This is a genomic window from Nonomuraea sp. NPDC050786 (genome assembly GCF_040654115.1).
GTDB lineage: Bacteria > Actinomycetota > Actinomycetes > Streptosporangiales > Streptosporangiaceae > Nonomuraea.
On record NZ_JBFAHJ010000001.1, the window covers coordinates 25,001 to 39,873 of the forward strand.

The 14,873-nt window shown below is 69.1% G+C and carries 20 protein-coding genes; 12 read left to right on the plus strand and 8 right to left on the minus strand.

Features of this window, described 5'->3' with window-relative positions:
• Positions 1 to 64: 64 nt before the first annotated feature.
• The 9 genes from AB0H84_RS00150 (at position 65) to AB0H84_RS00190 (ending at position 5,366) form a co-directional block, all read left to right on the plus strand.
• Positions 65 to 520, plus strand: a complete 456-nt coding sequence (locus AB0H84_RS00150) for an Lrp/AsnC family transcriptional regulator (RefSeq protein ID WP_357595709.1) — start codon at positions 65 to 67, stop codon at positions 518 to 520.
• A 69-nt stretch (positions 521 to 589) separates the two neighbouring features.
• Positions 590 to 1,981, plus strand: coding sequence for a serine hydrolase domain-containing protein (locus AB0H84_RS00155; RefSeq protein WP_357595712.1), 1,392 nt, complete (start codon positions 590 to 592; stop codon positions 1,979 to 1,981).
• A gap of 10 nt (positions 1,982 to 1,991) precedes the next feature.
• A complete protein-coding gene (locus AB0H84_RS00160) occupies positions 1,992 to 2,423 on the plus strand; it encodes a hypothetical protein (RefSeq protein ID WP_357595715.1) in 432 nt (143 codons plus the stop codon).
• Positions 2,420 to 3,025, plus strand: coding sequence for a TetR/AcrR family transcriptional regulator C-terminal domain-containing protein (locus AB0H84_RS00165; RefSeq protein ID WP_357595718.1), 606 nt, complete (start codon positions 2,420 to 2,422; stop codon positions 3,023 to 3,025). Before AB0H84_RS00160 ends, AB0H84_RS00165 begins: the two co-directional genes overlap by 4 nt.
• Positions 3,026 to 3,120: 95 nt before the next feature.
• Complete coding sequence (locus AB0H84_RS00170; protein WP_357595720.1) at positions 3,121 to 3,522, plus strand: YbaB/EbfC family nucleoid-associated protein; 402 nt, start codon at positions 3,121 to 3,123, stop codon at positions 3,520 to 3,522.
• Entirely contained in the window at positions 3,522 to 3,908 is a 387-nt protein-coding gene (locus tag AB0H84_RS00175) for a YbaB/EbfC family nucleoid-associated protein (protein ID WP_357595723.1), read from the plus strand. The genes AB0H84_RS00170 and AB0H84_RS00175 overlap by 1 nt, the downstream gene beginning before the upstream one ends.
• A gap of 34 nt (positions 3,909 to 3,942) precedes the next feature.
• A complete protein-coding gene (locus tag AB0H84_RS00180) occupies positions 3,943 to 4,248 on the plus strand; it encodes a hypothetical protein (RefSeq protein ID WP_357595725.1) in 306 nt (101 codons plus the stop codon).
• Positions 4,239 to 5,111: a hypothetical protein gene (locus AB0H84_RS00185; protein WP_357595728.1), complete on the plus strand. Its 873-nt coding sequence runs from the start codon at positions 4,239 to 4,241 to the stop codon at positions 5,109 to 5,111. The genes AB0H84_RS00180 and AB0H84_RS00185 overlap by 10 nt, the downstream gene beginning before the upstream one ends.
• Positions 5,112 to 5,366 (plus strand): hypothetical protein, encoded by a 255-nt coding sequence (locus AB0H84_RS00190; protein WP_357595731.1) that lies wholly within the window; start codon positions 5,112 to 5,114, stop codon positions 5,364 to 5,366.
• A gap of 42 nt (positions 5,367 to 5,408) precedes the next feature.
• Here the strand turns inward: AB0H84_RS00190 and AB0H84_RS00195 are convergent, their stop codons facing one another.
• The 6 genes from AB0H84_RS00195 to AB0H84_RS00220 form a co-directional block, all read right to left on the minus strand.
• The gene (locus AB0H84_RS00195; RefSeq protein ID WP_357595734.1) at positions 5,409 to 6,554 is read right to left on the minus strand and encodes an acetyl-CoA C-acetyltransferase; all 1,146 of its coding nucleotides are present in this window, start codon (positions 6,552 to 6,554) and stop codon (positions 5,409 to 5,411) included.
• A gap of 152 nt (positions 6,555 to 6,706) precedes the next feature.
• Positions 6,707 to 7,360 (minus strand): hypothetical protein, encoded by a 654-nt coding sequence (locus tag AB0H84_RS00200; RefSeq protein WP_357595737.1) that lies wholly within the window; start codon positions 7,358 to 7,360, stop codon positions 6,707 to 6,709.
• Between the two features lie 52 nt (positions 7,361 to 7,412).
• On the minus strand, positions 7,413 to 8,168 hold the full coding sequence (locus tag AB0H84_RS00205) for a class F sortase (RefSeq protein WP_357595740.1): 756 nt from the start codon (positions 8,166 to 8,168) through the stop codon (positions 7,413 to 7,415).
• 5 nt (positions 8,169 to 8,173) lie between these two features.
• The gene (locus tag AB0H84_RS00210; RefSeq protein ID WP_357595743.1) at positions 8,174 to 9,406 is read right to left on the minus strand and encodes a hypothetical protein; all 1,233 of its coding nucleotides are present in this window, start codon (positions 9,404 to 9,406) and stop codon (positions 8,174 to 8,176) included.
• A gap of 191 nt (positions 9,407 to 9,597) precedes the next feature.
• Positions 9,598 to 10,383 (minus strand): class F sortase, encoded by a 786-nt coding sequence (locus tag AB0H84_RS00215; protein ID WP_357595746.1) that lies wholly within the window; start codon positions 10,381 to 10,383, stop codon positions 9,598 to 9,600.
• Positions 10,383 to 11,801, minus strand: a complete 1,419-nt coding sequence (locus tag AB0H84_RS00220; protein ID WP_357595749.1) for a hypothetical protein — start codon at positions 11,799 to 11,801, stop codon at positions 10,383 to 10,385. Before AB0H84_RS00220 ends, AB0H84_RS00215 begins: the two co-directional genes overlap by 1 nt.
• Before the next feature lie 186 nt (positions 11,802 to 11,987).
• On the opposite strand from AB0H84_RS00220, the gene AB0H84_RS00225 reads away from it, so the two are divergent.
• Positions 11,988 to 13,133, plus strand: coding sequence for an acyl-CoA dehydrogenase family protein (locus AB0H84_RS00225; RefSeq protein ID WP_357595752.1), 1,146 nt, complete (start codon positions 11,988 to 11,990; stop codon positions 13,131 to 13,133).
• A 38-nt stretch (positions 13,134 to 13,171) separates the two neighbouring features.
• Positions 13,172 to 13,333: a hypothetical protein gene (locus AB0H84_RS00230; protein ID WP_357595755.1), complete on the plus strand. Its 162-nt coding sequence runs from the start codon at positions 13,172 to 13,174 to the stop codon at positions 13,331 to 13,333.
• Here AB0H84_RS00230 and AB0H84_RS00235 read toward each other — a convergent pair.
• Positions 13,330 to 13,758, minus strand: a complete 429-nt coding sequence (locus AB0H84_RS00235; protein WP_357595758.1) for a MarR family transcriptional regulator — start codon at positions 13,756 to 13,758, stop codon at positions 13,330 to 13,332. The two genes, AB0H84_RS00230 and AB0H84_RS00235, sit on opposite strands and share 4 nt — an antisense overlap.
• A gap of 20 nt (positions 13,759 to 13,778) precedes the next feature.
• On the opposite strand from AB0H84_RS00235, the gene AB0H84_RS00240 reads away from it, so the two are divergent.
• The gene (locus tag AB0H84_RS00240; protein ID WP_357595761.1) at positions 13,779 to 14,129 is read left to right on the plus strand and encodes a MarR family transcriptional regulator; all 351 of its coding nucleotides are present in this window, start codon (positions 13,779 to 13,781) and stop codon (positions 14,127 to 14,129) included.
• Here AB0H84_RS00240 and AB0H84_RS00245 read toward each other — a convergent pair.
• Positions 14,119 to 14,871, minus strand: a complete 753-nt coding sequence (locus AB0H84_RS00245) for an alpha/beta fold hydrolase (RefSeq protein WP_357595764.1) — start codon at positions 14,869 to 14,871, stop codon at positions 14,119 to 14,121. The genes AB0H84_RS00240 and AB0H84_RS00245 overlap by 11 nt on opposite strands.
• Positions 14,872 to 14,873 lie beyond the last annotated feature (2 nt).

The following is a 14,873-nucleotide window of genomic DNA, read 5'->3' on the forward strand; positions in this document are numbered from 1 at the left end:
ATCCATTCGGTCTTCATAGGTGTCAGCCGAACGCATGGCCGGAGGATCATGCGAGGATCCACCCATGGACGAACTTGATTCGGAGATCGTACGGCTCCTCCAAACGGATGCGCGGCAGTCCAACAGGGAGCTCGCGCGTCAGCTCGGCATCGCGCCCTCGACCTGTCTGGAGCGGGTCAGGGCGCTCACCCGGCGCGGCGTCATCCGCGGCTACCACGCCGACATCGACCCGGCCGCGCTCAACCGGAGCGTCCAGGCCATGATCATGGTCCAGGTACGGCCGCTGAGCCGGGCGGTGATCAACGCCTTCAAGTCGTCGGCCGCGGCGATGCCGGAGGTGCTCAGCGTGTTCGTGCTGGCGGGCGGTGACGACTTCCTGCTGCACGTGGCGGTGCAGGACCTGGACCACCTGCACGCGTTCCTGCTCGACCGGCTGAGCAAGCGCAAGGAGATCGTCGGCTTCCGCACGTCGGTGATCTTCCAGCAGGTGCACAACACCGTCCCGGAGCGGCTGACCTGACTTTCGTCAGGGTCGGTACTGGACGGTCGGCGGATCCGCCAGGGGGTGGCCTCTTTCTAGGTTTCTCCCGTGAACACCTTCCTGATCAGCCTTTTCGCGGCGGCGACCCTCAGCGCCCCGACGCCCTCCATGACCCCTGCCACCATCGACGCCTACGTGCGCGGCGCCGTCGAATCCACTGGATTGCCCGGCGTGTCCGTGGTCGTCACCCACAACGGCAAGGTGGTGCACGCCGCCGGGTACGGCCACGACTCCGAGGGCCACGCGGTCACCCCGAACACCCCGATGCGGGTGGCCTCGGTGAGCAAGTCGTTCACCGCGATGGCCGTGATGACGCTCGTGGAGCGCGGCAAGATCGACCTTGACGGGCCGGTGGCCGCGCAGCTGCCCGGTTTCCGGATGGCGGACCCGCGCGCGGCGAAGATCACCGTACGGCAGCTGCTGAACCAGACCTCCGGCCTTTCGGACACCACGGTCGACATCGCCGCGGTGGAGGAGGCCACCTCGCTCGCCGACTACACCTCCCGGCTGTCCGGCTCCCAGCTCCGTGCCGACCCGGGCACCCGCTGGGAGTACTGCAACGTCAACTACGACCTCGCCGCCAGGCTGGTGGAGGTGGCCTCCGGGCAGCGGTTCGGCGACTACCTGCGGGACCGGGTGTTCGGCCCGCTGGGCATGAAGACCAGCGCCGTCAGCGACCAGGTCGTCAAGCCGGCCGACGGCTACAACTCGATCTTCGGCGCCTGGCTGCCCCGCCCCGAACTGGACCAGTTCCTCAACGGCAGCGGCTCAGGCGGGGTCATCACCACCGCCGCCGACATGGGCAAGTGGCTGATCGCCCAGACGGGCGACGGCCGCCCGCTGGTCAAGCGGCAGAGCCTCGACGCCATGCACACGCCCATCAAGAACAGGGACTACGGCATGGGCTGGGGCGTGGAGCGGGAGACCGGGCTGCTCACGCATTCGGGGAACCTGTTCACGTACAACGCCGTCGAGGCCATCTCCCCCAAGACCGGGTACGGCTTCGCCGTCATGGCCAACGGCGCCGCCCTGACCGACGACACGTACGCGATCATGGAGGGTCTGGCCGCGCTGAGCGAGGGCCGGACCCCCGAGACGCCCGGCGGCGACCGGCAGCTCTACGAGCTGGTGCTGGCCGCGATCGCGGTGGTCGCGGCGGGGCTGGGCACCATGGGCGTGCTGCGCGCCCGGCGCTGGGCGGCGCGGCGACCGCGCCTGCCGTGGCTGCGGCTGGTGCCGCTGCTGCTGCCCGCGGCGGTGCTGGCGACCTACCCGGATCTGGTCTCGTTCCTCATGAACGGGCGGGCGGTGACGTGGGCCCAGCTCACCTACTTCGCCGCGCCTCTGTCGATCATGCTGCTCGTGGCGGCGCTCGCTGGGCTGGTTGCGGCGGTGGCCCGCATTTGCGTACTGTGTAAGCTTACGAAGTACACAAACTAGAGGAGCAGCCGTGCACACGATCGCGCTCGTCGTCCCCTTCTTATGGCTGGCCTGGCTCGTCGTCACCGAATGGGTGCCGATGTTCCCGCTCAACGACCTCACCGGCGACAACGTCCGCCACCGGGTCCTGGCGGCCGCGATCAACTATCCGTTCCCGCTGCTGATCGCGGCCGGCATCGCGCTGGGCCGGACCTGGTCGCTCGTCACCGCCACCGCGCTCTGCGCGCTGATCCTGATCGGGCACGTCACCAGCTGGTGGCTGCCGTACTTCGGCGTCAGCACCGCCGAGCAGCGAGCGACCTACCGGCGGGACTACGCCCGCACGCTGAAGCTCCTGCCCACCGAGGGCCACGACGTCGTGATCGACGTCCAGCACATGGTGGTGGGCCTCCTGTCCCTGATCATGATGGCGACCACGCTCGTCGTTACGCTGGCCGGGTGAACGAAGGCAGGAGACGCGCGGGACGGCCCGCGGTGCTCACCACCGGCCGCGTCGTGACCGCGGCCGTCGAGGTCCTGGACGCCGAGGGCCTGGACGCGCTGACCATGCGCCGCCTCGGCGCGCGGCTCGGGGTCGCCGCCATGTCGCTCTACCGCCACGTTCCCAACCGTGATGCGCTGCTCGCGGAGATCGTCAACCGGCTGTTCGCGGAGGCCGTGGCCGGCTACGCGCCCGCGGCGGCCTGGCCCGAGGCGCTGGCGGGGTTCGCGGTGGCGTACCGGCGGGTCCTGCTCGCGCACCCGCACGCCGTGCCGCTGCTCGCCACCCACCCCGTGGACGTCGATCTCGGGAAGCGGCTGCTCACCGGGCTGCTGGCCCGCTTCGAGGCCGGCGGGATCCCCCAGGAACACGCGATCACGGCCGTGCAGTCGGTCGCCGTGTACGTGCTGGGCCACGCGCTGGCCCAGGTGGGCACGCCGCCCGGCGGCACGCCCGCGCCCGCCGACGAGACGGCCGCGGCCTTCTACGACCAGTGGTTCGACGCGGGACTGGCCGCCATGGTGACCGGCTTCGAGCGCCGGCTCGCCGGTGCCGCAGGATGACCGGCCGCACGGCGCCGGGGTGAACTCCGGCTGAACGATCACGCCCGCTCTGGTATCCATGGGATCTCCGAAGACCACCGACAAGGAGATCGCACGTGTCCTGGCCGGCCCCCGACCAAGATCAAGAATATCTCGAGCAGGTTCTCCAGCAGACGACGAACGCGATGCGCCACCTCCGCGAGGCCAAGCGCCTGATCGGCGAGATCGAAGGCAGGGGCGAGGCCGCGGACGGGATGATCCTCGCGACAGCCGACGCGGGCGGCTCCATGCGGCGCATCGACATCAACCCCCGCGCGCTCCGCCTCGACACGGCCACCCTCAGCCGTGAGGTGACCCGGGCGATCCAGGCCGCGCAGGAGGCGTCCGCCCGGCAGGCCAAGGAGATCGTGGACGGTGTCGCGGGCCAGGTCGGACTGCTGCCCGAACCGCTGGACGAGACGTTCGTGCAGCATCGCGTCGAGGCCGCGGCCCGCGACCTGTACTCGGCAGGACTGTGATGTCCGGCTACGGGATCGACCCGAGGAACATCCGCTCGCAGGACATCGACCGGACCACGCGGCAGGTGCAGCAGGCCGAGGCCGTGCTGGGGGACGTGGACGAACTGCTGGCGGAGATCAGCGGGGCGGGCGAGGCCGACGGCGGCCACGTCAAGGCGAGCGCGACCGCCGAGGGCCGGATCCTGCGGGTCCTCATCGGACAGCAGGCGGTACGCCAGGGCAGCAAGGAGCTCTCGGAGCAGATTCTCGCGGCCGTGAGCCGGGCCCAGGACGACGCCCGGCGTCAGGTGGAGGCCCTGCTGCGGGAGCAGTTCCAGCAGGCCGTCCCGGATGCCGGCATCGACCCCGTCGCGCTCCAGCAGCACGTGGACCGCCTCCTCGGCTGAGATCATCTCCTCATCAGGGCGCTAAGGTCTCCGTATGAATTCGGGGTTCGAGATCGCGAAGGAGACGCTGAGGCTCGAGGCGTCTCGCATGCGGGGTCACGGGGACGACTACGAGGCGGCTGCGCAGCGGCTGCGGGAGCGGAACGGGCGGTGGGGCGATGACGGCCTCTTCGCGGAGATCGAGATGGCCTGGATCGAGTGCCGCCAGACCGTGCTCGCCGCCGTTCCGAGCCTGGGCGGCATGATCGGCGGCATGGGCCACGGCATGCACGCCGCACCCGCGAACATCGACGCGGCCGACGCCGCCAGCACGCTGCCGGAGAGCGCCGCATGGCAATAATGCTGCCGCCGATGCTGGACACGACGCTGGAGCTGGCCGGCCTCTGGTTCCCCAACATCAACGAGGACGAGATCCACGCCGACGCCCAAGCCGCGCGCGTCGTGCAGGCCGGCACCACGCTGGCGGGCGCCGAGGCCGACGCCACGGTCCGCGGCACCTCTGCCGTGTACCGGGGCGAATCCGCCACCGAGATGCAGCGCGCCTGGCAGTCCAACGACAACGACTCCGGCCACCTGGCGCAGGCCTCGGCCGCGATGAAGGTCGCCCCCGTGGCGCTGGACGGCCTGGGCACCGTGGTGACGGCCACCAAGGTCGCGGTGGGCACGATCGCGGCCGTCGGCACCGTCCGCCTGGCCTACAGCGCCCTGGCGGCCGGACCGACGGCGGGGCTCGCGCAGAGTCTCGTCCTGCTGGCCGTCCGGCGCGCCGGCACGAAGGTCTTCCGGCAGGCGTCCGAGGGCAGCGGCCGTACGCTGGCCACCGGGTTGCGGACACTGGCCACGCGCCGCCTGCACGAGATCATGGAGCGGCTCCGGCCGCCCGGCGGCCCCGGCGGCACGGCTCTCGCGGGCGTCGGCCATGGTCCTGGGCGGATGCCCCTCTCCACCGGCAAGAACGCCTTCGACCGGTCCCCCGGGATCCTGCAGCGCGGCGGCAGAGGCGGGCGCGGCGGCGGCCGCGGCGGGAGCACCGAGGGCGACGCCAACCTCAACCAGGCGGAGCAGGCGGCGCTGGAGGCCAAGAAGAACGGGCAGCCTTACGACCGGAAGGCCGCCAACGCCGCCGAGTCCAAACAGAAGAAGGCGGAGAAGTTCTCCGGGATCAGGAACGCCCAGAAGCGGGCGAACAACAAGAGGAAGTAGATGTCCGACCAGCTTGGATTCCAGACCCGGCACTTCTCGCTGAACAACCCCCAGGGCGAGGGCCAGGACGACGTGCCCAACCTGCTGCGCAGGCTCGCCAGCACGCTGGAGGAGATGGGCAGGATCGAGATCCGCGATCTGGTCCTGCACGACGACACCGACGACGAGGGCAATCCCTGGCCGTACGTGACGGTCTACTACGACTACGTGCAGGACGAAGAGCCGCCGCAGCCGACCGCCTACGGCCAGTTCTGACCGCCGTGGCGCCCCGGCGGCCGGGGCGCCATGGCCGTCGGCTCAGAGGCGCTCGATGATGGTGACGTTGGCCTGGCCGCCGCCCTCGCACATCGTCTGCAGCCCGTACCGGCCGCCCGTGCGCTCCAGCTCGTGCAGCAGCTTGGTCATGAGGATGGCGCCCGTGCCGCCGAGCGGGTGTCCGAGCGCGATGGCTCCGCCGTTCGGGTTGACCTTGGCGGGGTCGGCGCCGAGCTCCTGCGTCCAGGCCAGCGGGACCGGGGCGAACGCCTCGTTGATCTCCACGACGTCGATGTCGTCGATCGACATACCGGCCTTCTCCAGCGCCCGCCTCGTGGCGGGGATCGGCGCGGTCAGCATGTAGACCGGGTCGTCGCCCTTGAGGGCGAGCTGGTGGATGCGCGCTCGCGGCGTCAGGCCGTGCTCCCTGACCGCCTGCTCGGAGGCGATCAGCAGCGCGCCGGAGCCGTCGGAGATCTGCGATGAGGTGGCGGCGGTGATCCGGCCGCCCTCCTTCAGCGTCTTCAGCGAGGCCATCTTCTCCAGCGTGGTGTCGGCCCTCGGGCCCTCGTCGTCCTCGACGCCGTTGACGGGCGCGATCTGCTCCTTGAAGTGGCCGTTCGCGATGGCCTTGGCGGCCCGCTGGTGGGACTCGAGCGCGTACTGCTCCAGCACCTCCCTGGTGTAGCCCCACTTCTCGCACATCAGCTCCGCGCCGCGGAACTGGGAGATCTCCTGCTTGCCGTACCGCTCGACCCACTTCTCCCCGAACGGGAACGGCATGCCCTTCTCCAGCGCGGCCGTGATCGAGGAGCCCATGGGGACGATGCTCATCGACTCGACGCCGCCCGCCACCACCAGGTCCTGGGTGCCGGACATGACGCCCTGGGCGGCGAAGTGGATCGCCTGCTGCGAGGAGCCGCACTGCCGGTCGATCGTGACACCGGCGGTGGTCTCGGGCAGCCCGGCCGACAGCCAGGCATTTCGCGCGATGTCCATGCTCTGGGGGCCGAACTGCATCACGCACCCCAGGATGACGTCCTCCACCGCCGCGGGGTCGACGCCGGTACGGTCGATCAGCGCCTTCAGGGTGTGAGCTGCCAGGTCAGTGGGGTGGACGGTGGACAGGCCGCCCTTCTTCTTGCCGACCGGGGTACGGACCGCCCCGACGATGTACGCCTCTGCCACAGTGCCTCCTGAAACCGAGCATTATTCGGTTACTAAGGGCAGACTACAACAGAACGACGTTCTACTCATCTGGGCGGGGGCTCAGGCGGACGGGCCTCAGGGCGAGGGCCAAAGGGCGAGGGCCTCAGGGCGAGGGCCTCAGGGCGAGGGCCTCAGGCGGGCGGAACCAGGTCCTCCGCGGCGTCCACCCGGAACCGCCACCGGTCCACGACGAGCCCGTTCAGCGCCTCGGCCAGCTCGAGGGCCAGCGCGCCGAGCTTGGCGGGCTCGTCGCCGCGCAGCTCGATCGCGGTCAGCTCGGTGGCGAACGGCAGCAGCTCCTGCACGGCCGGCGGCTGCCCCTTCTGCGGTACGAGCACGGCCCGGATGTCGCCCGCCGTGAAGGTGAACTCGCCGTCCTCGTCCGGCTCCAGCAGGGGTGCCAGCTCCTCGGCGGTGGGACGTACCGGGAGGATGACGGCGGGACCGCTCTCCTGCCCGTCGGCCGGATCGGTCACCTCGCCCCGGCACACCGCGAGCCCCTTGAGCCGGAAGGCCAGGCCCTCGGCGAGGAAGCGGTCGAAGTAGTCCAGCGGCAGCGGGCCCTCGGCGGCCACCCGGACCGCCCACACCGTCTCCAGCTCGCCGCCGGTCAGCTCGGTGTCGGCCTCCACGGGCGCGCACACCCGCACGTCGGTGGCCACGATGTCGTCACCGTCCTGCCGCGCGCCCGGGTCCGCGAGTCGCACGACGCGCAGCAGCTCGGCCAGGTCCGGTTTCGCCGGCAGGGCCGCCGTCGGGCCAGTACGCAGTCTCCGCTTCGCCATCCAGCCCATAGCCCGCCTCCGCGCTTCAGCTTTCTCAGCTATCTCAGCTATCTCAGCTTCGATAGGAGCTCGTCATCGTCGCGTAGACGATGATGTTGTCCACATAGTGCCCGATGGACCGATCGTAGGTGCCACCGCAGGTGATCAGGTGCAGTTGGGCGTTCTCCTGCGGCCCGTAGACGCGCTGGGTCGGGAACGTCTTCTTGCTCGCCTGCTCGACCCCACCGACGGTGAACACCGCGGTGGTCTTGTCCTGGCGCTTGACCTCGATGGTGTCGCCGTTCTTGATCTCGTACAACCGGCTGAACACGGCGCTGCGCGTCCTGGTGTCCTTGTGCCCCAGCATCACCGCCGGGCCCGCCTCGCCCGGCGTGGACATGTTCCGGTACCAGCCGACCAGGTTGGGATCGTTCGCCGGGGGCACCTCGATCGTCCCGTCCTTGGCCAGCCCGACCGACTTGACCGGCGCATTGATCCCCAGCCGCTTGATCACGATCCGCACGGGCGTGGAGGGCATCATGGGGGGCGCCGGATTGATCTGCGGCAGCGGCGGCGGCACGTCGGGAGCGGCCTGAAAGAGCGCCTGCTCCGGCTGCCCACTGGCCTTCCCGCTCGGCTGCGTCTGCAGGTTGAGGGCGTCACGGTTGGCGGCCAGGCCGTATTCGTCGGGGGACTTGAGCACGATGAGCAGCCCGGCCACGACGGTGACGACACCGGCGATGGCGGCCACGATCAGCACGGTCCTGAGCGCCGTGCTCCCCTTGTCATGAGGCGGCGGGCCGCCGCCATAGGGATAGTGCCCCGACATATCCGTCAACTCCGGATAGAACGACGACGCATGATGAGCCCACCTACGGCGGCGGCCGCGATCAGCGCGGTGCCGGTCAGGATGAACAACCGCCCATCAGGCCCCATCTCCCCGCCACCACCCGTGTCGGCACCGGCCTTGGGGGTCTTGGACTTGGTGGTCTTCTTGCTGGAAGGGGTGATGGTCACCGTGTGGGTGCTGGTCTTGGTGGGCTTGGGCGAGGTGGTGGTGGGGGTGGGGGTGGGGGTGGGGGTCGGGCTGGCAGTGGAGCTGCTCACCGTGAGCGTGTAGGTCTTGAGCGCGCTCTCGTTCTCCACGGTGCACTCGATGGCCGGCTGGTTGCCGGTAGAGGCGTTCGAGCCGAAGTTGATCTTCCCGGGCTTCACCGTCGCGGTGCCGGCGGTGTTGGCAGTCGTTTTGAGGTCGATCTGCGTCGTAGGCAGCGTGATGATCCCGCCGGCGGTGATCGTGCCGGTGCTGCCCTCACCTGTGGCGGAAGTCAGGCCGCTAATGCCCGTCAGCGACGCGTAGGGGAAGATCTTCGGGCTGATCGTCTGGCCCGTGGTGGGAGCCTTCAGCTCCTTGCCCTGGGTGTAGGTGCCCTTCCACTTGATAATGAACTGCTCGCCCACCTTGGCGGAGGTCGGCATCGTCAACTCCACCTTGATCTCGACGTCCTGCCCGGTGAAGGAATCGACACCGCAGTCATACTTGACGATCTCTTCGCCGCTCCCATTGCCGCCCCCTGTGCCGATCGGGACTGACAGGCTCTCGGTGGAGGTCGTGGTGCAAGTCGCCGACGTGTTCACACTCGAAGCAAGGCTGAGCATCAGCTGTCCGGGCTTCACGGTGACGTTGCTGGTCGTGCCAGTAGGCACAGTGACCTTGTAGGTCACCTCTTTCGCCGGCACAGAGGTACTGGTGGTGACGCTGGCACCGGTCTTCTGGCCGGTGTCCACCGTGCCCGTCGAGGGCGTAAGGGTGGCGCTCACCTGCAATGTCGTTGCCGCAGTGGGAGCGGCCGCGAGGGTCAACGCCGGGATATTCACCGTCAGGTCGAAGCTGGCCCCGGCCGTCACCGTGTCTGGAGCGCTCAGCCCGACGCTGATCGTTTGCGAGGTGGCGCTGAGCAGCGTTCCTTGACAGGTGTAACTGAACTGCTTGGTCACAGCGGCCGAAGCAGCCGTTGGGGTCGAGACTAAGAAGATCGAGCCGACGAAGACGACGAGCGTACCCATCAATCCCAACGCGGACGTCTTACGGGCGAGGCGGCGCCACGCCTGGGACATAAGCACGGGTCCAACTCCGTTTCAAGCCAGTATCAACAGTCGTGCCAGAATTCCAGCCGTTGGTCACGGTTAGGTTGAGATCCTACGAACTGATCCTGTCAAGTTCACGTAAACCGTCAAATCCGTCGCAACCGAAACCCTCACACCTTCTTCTTCGACAACGTCGCGTACACAACAATGTTGTCCGTGTAACTGTGCGCCGCCTGGTTGAAGACCCCACCACATGTGATCAGCCTCAGCTGAGAGTCCTTGGTGTTCCCGTACACGCGGGATGTCGGGAACGCCGTCTTGCTCGCCTGCTCGATCCCGCTGACCGTGAACCGGGTGACCTTGCCGTCCGACCGATACACGTAGATCTGGTCGCCCTTGGCCAGTTCGCGTAGGCGGTCGAAGACGGCGGGGCCCCTGCGGGTGCTCACGTGGCCGTTGATGATCGCGGGGCCGACCTCGCCGGGCACCGGCGAGTCGCGGTACCAGCCGGTCTGGTTGGGCTTGGTCAAGGGCGGGGTGCCGAGCTTGCCGGCCTTGTCCAGGGTGACGGCGCCGATGGGTGCGTTGACCTTGATTTTGGGGATCTTGATGCGGGTCGGCCTGGCGCGGGCGGTCTTGGCCTTGGCCGTGGGGATCGGGGCCACGACCGGGACGGCCGCGAGGGGTGGCGGGGCGTCCGGACGGGCCGGGGTGAGGGGGACGTTCTTGCCGCCGGGGCCCACGGTGGGCGGGAGCACGAACGCGCCCGCGTTCGCCATCTCCTGCACCGGCGTCGGCGTGTCCTGCGCCGCTGCGGGCAGCGCGCCCGAGCCGTCGTCCATGCTGGGCACCAGCGAGAGCAGGGTCACCATGACCATGCCGACGCCGCCCAGCGACCCCGCGATCAGCAGCCCGGGCTGCGCCCGCTGCATCGGTGTCTTCTGCTGTTCGGTCATCAGTGAACTCCTCCCGCGTGCGCGGCCCTGCGCCGGCGCAGCAGCAGCCCGCCGCCCGCGCCTCCCATCACGAGTGCCGCCATCAGCCCGTACGGCCGGGTCTCAGGATCCGGCGCCTCGCCGCTGTCCACGCCGCCCTTGGGGGTCTTGGCCACCTGCGCCTTGTAGTACTTGGTCGCGGTCGGCCCGGTGGTCTTGGGCGTGGCCGAGGCGGAGTTGGTGCCGGTGGCGCTGGGCATCACGATCACGTGCCCGAGGCCGCCGTCGGAGCGGCCGTTCGGTGTGGTGTTGGTCGCGGTGGGCGTCGATGTCGGGGTGCTGGTCGGGGTGTTCGTCGGGGTGTTGTCGGTGGTGGGGGTGGCCGTGGGGCTGACCGTCGGACTCGGCGATCCCGTGTTGGTGGGGCTCGTCTTGTCTCGTACGGTCACCACGACCGACGCCGGAGAACCGACCAGCTTGCAGACCGCGTGGTGGTAGCCGGTAGGGGTCTTGGCCGTGCTGGTCGTCACCCGGAAGGCGTCCAGCCAGGCCGAGTTGGAGGAGGCGTTCACGATCCTGACGGTGTGCTCGCCGTACTTCAGCGGCGCCGATGTCCACAAGGTTTGGCCGCCGTTGAGGTCGTCGTTGCGGGGCACGTCGTTGCCGGCCCGTGAAGGGTTCACCGTGGCCCGCTTGGTGTCGTCGATGTAGATGTCGACGGGGCCCGCGTCCTTGTCGTACGGCCCGATGTACTCCACGCCGGTCCCGATGAACTTCAGCTCGGCGTAGGCGCCGCTCTGGGTCGTCTCGTGCAGGTCTTCGTGCACGTGGTGCTCGGAGGTGGGACGGTCGTCCACCGACGCCCAGCCCGGCCCGTAGACGATGCCCATGTCACTGGGGTTGTCGGCGTCGTTCCCGTCGTTGACGATGACGCTGCCGTCCGGCGGGGTGAAGTCCAGCTCGATGTCCTTGGGCGTGACGGTGATGGTGCCGGGCTTGTTGGTCAAGCCGGGGTCGTTCATGGTCTCGGGAAGCTTGAGGTAGTCGTCCGGCCGGAGCGGGCCCTCCGGGTCGGCGCTGCCCTTGGGCTGCAGGATGCCCTGCCAGCTGCTGACGAGCTGCACGTTGCCGGTGGCGTGCACCTGGCCGCCGGCGGGGAAGTAGCCGGGCGACTGCAGGCGGGAGTCGTCGGCGTAGTGCAGCTTCCAGGTGAAGTTCAACGGGTCGCCGACCACCAGGTCGGTGGCGAAGGTGAGGTTGGTGGTCAGCCGTACAGGACCGTTCCTGACGACGCTGTTGGGAGTCGACGGCCTGCAGTCGTAATCCACGACAAGGTCGGCGGGCGCCGCGGCCGCGGGTACGCCGGAAACCACCGCCAGTCCTAAAGCCGCCACCGATCCGACCGATGCGGCGATCAACGCCATGCGCCAGCGACTCACGGGAGACTCCGATCACGCCACAAAATAGACCGAGGGTAGATCTTAGAGTCGAAAACACCCGCAACACATACCGAACACGGCAACCACCGGCACTTGTGATGAACCCGTGTCCACAGACTCCCGCCGTACCGGGAAAACGGGTATACCTCCCAGTAACAGAACTCTATTCGGGAGGCGAGGCGACCGATGCGGCGAGACCTCTACGACGAGGAGCACCTGCTCTTCCGCGAGACCGTGCGCGAGTTCATGGCCCGCGAGGTCGTGCCGCACCACGCTGAGTGGGAGAAGGACGGCATCGTCCCGCGCGAGGTCTGGAAGAAGGCCGGGGAGCTGGGGATGTTCGGGTTCTCGGTGCCGGAGGAGTACGGCGGTGCGGGGGTCAAGGACTTCCGGTACAACGCGGTCATCCTCGAGGAGATCATCCGGCATGGCGCATCCGGGCTCGGGTTCTCGCTGCACAACGACGTCATGGCGCCGTACCTGGTGGATCTGACGAACGACGAGCAGAAGCAGCGGTGGCTGCCCGGCTTCGTCAGCGGCGAGCTGATCACGGCGATCGCCATGAGCGAGCCGGGGGCCGGGAGCGACCTGCAGGGGATCAGGACCACGGCCGTCCGCGAGGGCGACCACTATCTGGTGAACGGCCAGAAGACGTTCATCACGAACGGCGTCAACGCCGACCTCGTCGTCGTCGTGGCCAAGACCGACCCCGAGGCGGGCGCCAGGGGGACGACCCTGGTCGTGGTCGAGCGCGGCATGGAGGGCTTCGAGCGCGGGCGGAACCTCGAGAAGATCGGGATGAAGGCGCAGGACACGGCCGAGCTCTTCTTCGAGAACGTACGGGTGCCCGTCGCCAACCGCCTCGGCCCGCGCGACGGCGAGGGCTTCTTCCAGCTCATGAACAACCTGCCGCAGGAGCGCCTGTCGATCGCCGTGGGGGCGGTGGCCGCGGCGGAGGCCGTCCTGGAGGAGACCATCGAGTACTGCAGGACGCGCAAGGCGTTCGGGCGGAGCATCGGTTCGTTCCAGAACACCCGGTTCGTGCTGGCGGAGCTGACCACCGAGACCGAGATCGCCCGCCACTACGTGGACAAGTGCGTCCTGGCGCTCAACGCCGGCGAGCTCACCGCGGTGGACGCGGCCAAGGCCAAGTGGTGGACCACCGAGCTGCAGAACAAGGTCATCGACCGCTGCCTCCAGCTCCACGGCGGGTACGGCTACATGATGGAGTACCCGGTCGCCAAGGCGTGGCTCGACAGCCGGGTCCAAACGATCTACGGCGGCACCACCGAGATCATGAAGGAGATCATCGGCCGGTCGTTCGGGTTCTGACCGCGCGGGAAGGCGGCCCGCACCTCATACTGGACACCATGGACAGCGGCCTGATCCTCCTGGTTTTCCTGGCGTTGCTGTTCGCCTGGGGCCTCAACCGCGTGCGCCGGGCGTTCCGTTTGGGGCCGGTCGGCTATGCCGGCGTGATGATCGTTTTCGTCATCGCCATGCTGCTCGTCTGGGGCCAGACCAAGATCTAGCCGGGCATGCCCTCGACGAAGCGCGTGAGCAGCCTGGCGAACTCCGCCCGCTCCTCCGCCGTCCATCCCTCCGTGGCCGCCGCGAACGCCGCCTGCCTGCCACGGTGGGCCTGCTCCATCGCCGCCCGGCCCGCCTCGGTCAGCACGAGCCACGCCCTGCGCCCGTCAGCCTGATCGGCCTCCCGCCTGACCAGGCCCGCCGTCACGGCCGCCGCCACGAGCCGGCTGGCCCTCGGCTGATCGACGTTGAGCGCCTGCGCGACCGTGGAGACGGTGACGGCCTCGTCGGCGCCCTCGATCACGTCGAGCACCTCGAACTCCGGCCCCGTGGCGCCCTGCTGCCGCGCCAGCACCCGCCTGCTCTGCCGCCGCCGGATCGCGACCATCGCCCGCTCGATCGCGGCAATTTCCTTGTCTTTATACATATAGTTGCTATCCTACATTCATGGACAAACCGATCGGCCACTGGCTGAAGCATCTCGACAACCTGTTGGAAGACGCCATGGAGCAGGCGCTCCAGACCACCACCCGCCGGGAGTGGCAGGTGCTCAACCGGGCGGCCCAGGAAAGCACTTACACCATGCCGTTCAGCGGCGTTGACGAAGCCGTGGAGCGGCTCACCGCCAAGGGCTGGCTGGCGGACGGCAAGCTCACCGACGCGGGCCGAGCCGCACATGAGCAAATTTCCGAGAAAGTCGGGCATTTCAGGCAGCAGGTGCTCGTCGGCGTGAGCTCGCAGGAGTATCTGGCCACCGTCGACGTGCTCCGCCGCATGTCCGCCAATCTCACGAAATAGCGCTGGATTCCAGGATGACCCGGGCCACGAGCTCGGGCTCATCGCTCATCGGCACGTGACCGCAGCCCTTCAGCAGCTTGACCCGCTGCCCCGACCACCGGGCCGCGCGTACGGCCTGGCGGCGCAGCAGGAGCCGGTCGTGCTCGCCCCACGCGATCGTGATGGGCGACTTGGGCGGCGCGGGCGGCATCAGTCCGGCGAACGACTCGAGCGTCTCGTCGAAGCCGCTCGCCCCGCTCAGCGCCTGCGCGGCCGCCGACAGCGCCTGCGGCGCCAGCCTGGACGGGTGGGCGACGAGGAGCCCGGCGGACGCGCCGCTCAGGAGCGGAGTGGCGCCGAACCTGCTCCCCGCCTTCAGGGTGCGCAGCACGGCCTGGGCGTAGAGCAGCTCGGCGCGGGACCAGAAGCCGGCGGGCGACAGCGCCGTCGCCGAACGCAGGACGCCACGCGAGGCCAGCTCGAGCGCGATGTAGCCGCCGAGCGAGTTGCCCGCCACGTGCGGCTCGCGGACGCCGAGCCGCTCGCAGAACGACTCGACCGCGTCGGCCAGCGACTCCGCGGTGTAGGGGATGCCCTCAGGCAGCCCCGGCGAGACGCCAAAACCGGGCAGGTCGATCGCGATCACCGTGTGCGAGGCGGCGAGCCGGTCCATCACCGGCAGCCAGGCCTGCCAGTGGTGACCGATCCCGTGAATGAGGATCAGCGGCGCACCGGTGCCTCGTCGCTCGAACGCCAGCTCCATAG

What these genes read in the sequence shown, in the direction of transcription:
- AB0H84_RS00245 (WP_357595764.1), bottom strand. Translation starts at nt 14,871, where the DNA reads ATGGAGCTGGCGTTCGAGCGACGAGGCACCGGTGCGCCGCTGATCCTC.
- AB0H84_RS00235 (WP_357595758.1), bottom strand. Translation starts at nt 13,758, where the DNA reads ATGTATAAAGACAAGGAAATTGCCGCGATCGAGCGGGCGATGGTCGCG.
- AB0H84_RS00205 (WP_357595740.1), bottom strand. Translation starts at nt 8,168, where the DNA reads ATGTCGGGGCACTATCCCTATGGCGGCGGCCCGCCGCCTCATGACAAG.
- AB0H84_RS00180 (WP_357595725.1), top strand. Translation starts at nt 3,943, where the DNA reads ATGAATTCGGGGTTCGAGATCGCGAAGGAGACGCTGAGGCTCGAGGCG.
- AB0H84_RS00190 (WP_357595731.1), top strand. Translation starts at nt 5,112, where the DNA reads ATGTCCGACCAGCTTGGATTCCAGACCCGGCACTTCTCGCTGAACAAC.
- AB0H84_RS00175 (WP_357595723.1), top strand. Translation starts at nt 3,522, where the DNA reads ATGTCCGGCTACGGGATCGACCCGAGGAACATCCGCTCGCAGGACATC.
- AB0H84_RS00210 (WP_357595743.1), bottom strand. Translation starts at nt 9,406, where the DNA reads ATGGGTACGCTCGTCGTCTTCGTCGGCTCGATCTTCTTAGTCTCGACC.
- AB0H84_RS00230 (WP_357595755.1), top strand. Translation starts at nt 13,172, where the DNA reads ATGGACAGCGGCCTGATCCTCCTGGTTTTCCTGGCGTTGCTGTTCGCC.
- AB0H84_RS00150 (WP_357595709.1), top strand. Translation starts at nt 65, where the DNA reads ATGGACGAACTTGATTCGGAGATCGTACGGCTCCTCCAAACGGATGCG.
- AB0H84_RS00185 (WP_357595728.1), top strand. Translation starts at nt 4,239, where the DNA reads ATGGCAATAATGCTGCCGCCGATGCTGGACACGACGCTGGAGCTGGCC.
- AB0H84_RS00200 (WP_357595737.1), bottom strand. Translation starts at nt 7,360, where the DNA reads ATGGCGAAGCGGAGACTGCGTACTGGCCCGACGGCGGCCCTGCCGGCG.
- AB0H84_RS00240 (WP_357595761.1), top strand. Translation starts at nt 13,779, where the DNA reads ATGGACAAACCGATCGGCCACTGGCTGAAGCATCTCGACAACCTGTTG.
- AB0H84_RS00215 (WP_357595746.1), bottom strand. Translation starts at nt 10,383, where the DNA reads ATGACCGAACAGCAGAAGACACCGATGCAGCGGGCGCAGCCCGGGCTG.
- AB0H84_RS00225 (WP_357595752.1), top strand. Translation starts at nt 11,988, where the DNA reads ATGCGGCGAGACCTCTACGACGAGGAGCACCTGCTCTTCCGCGAGACC.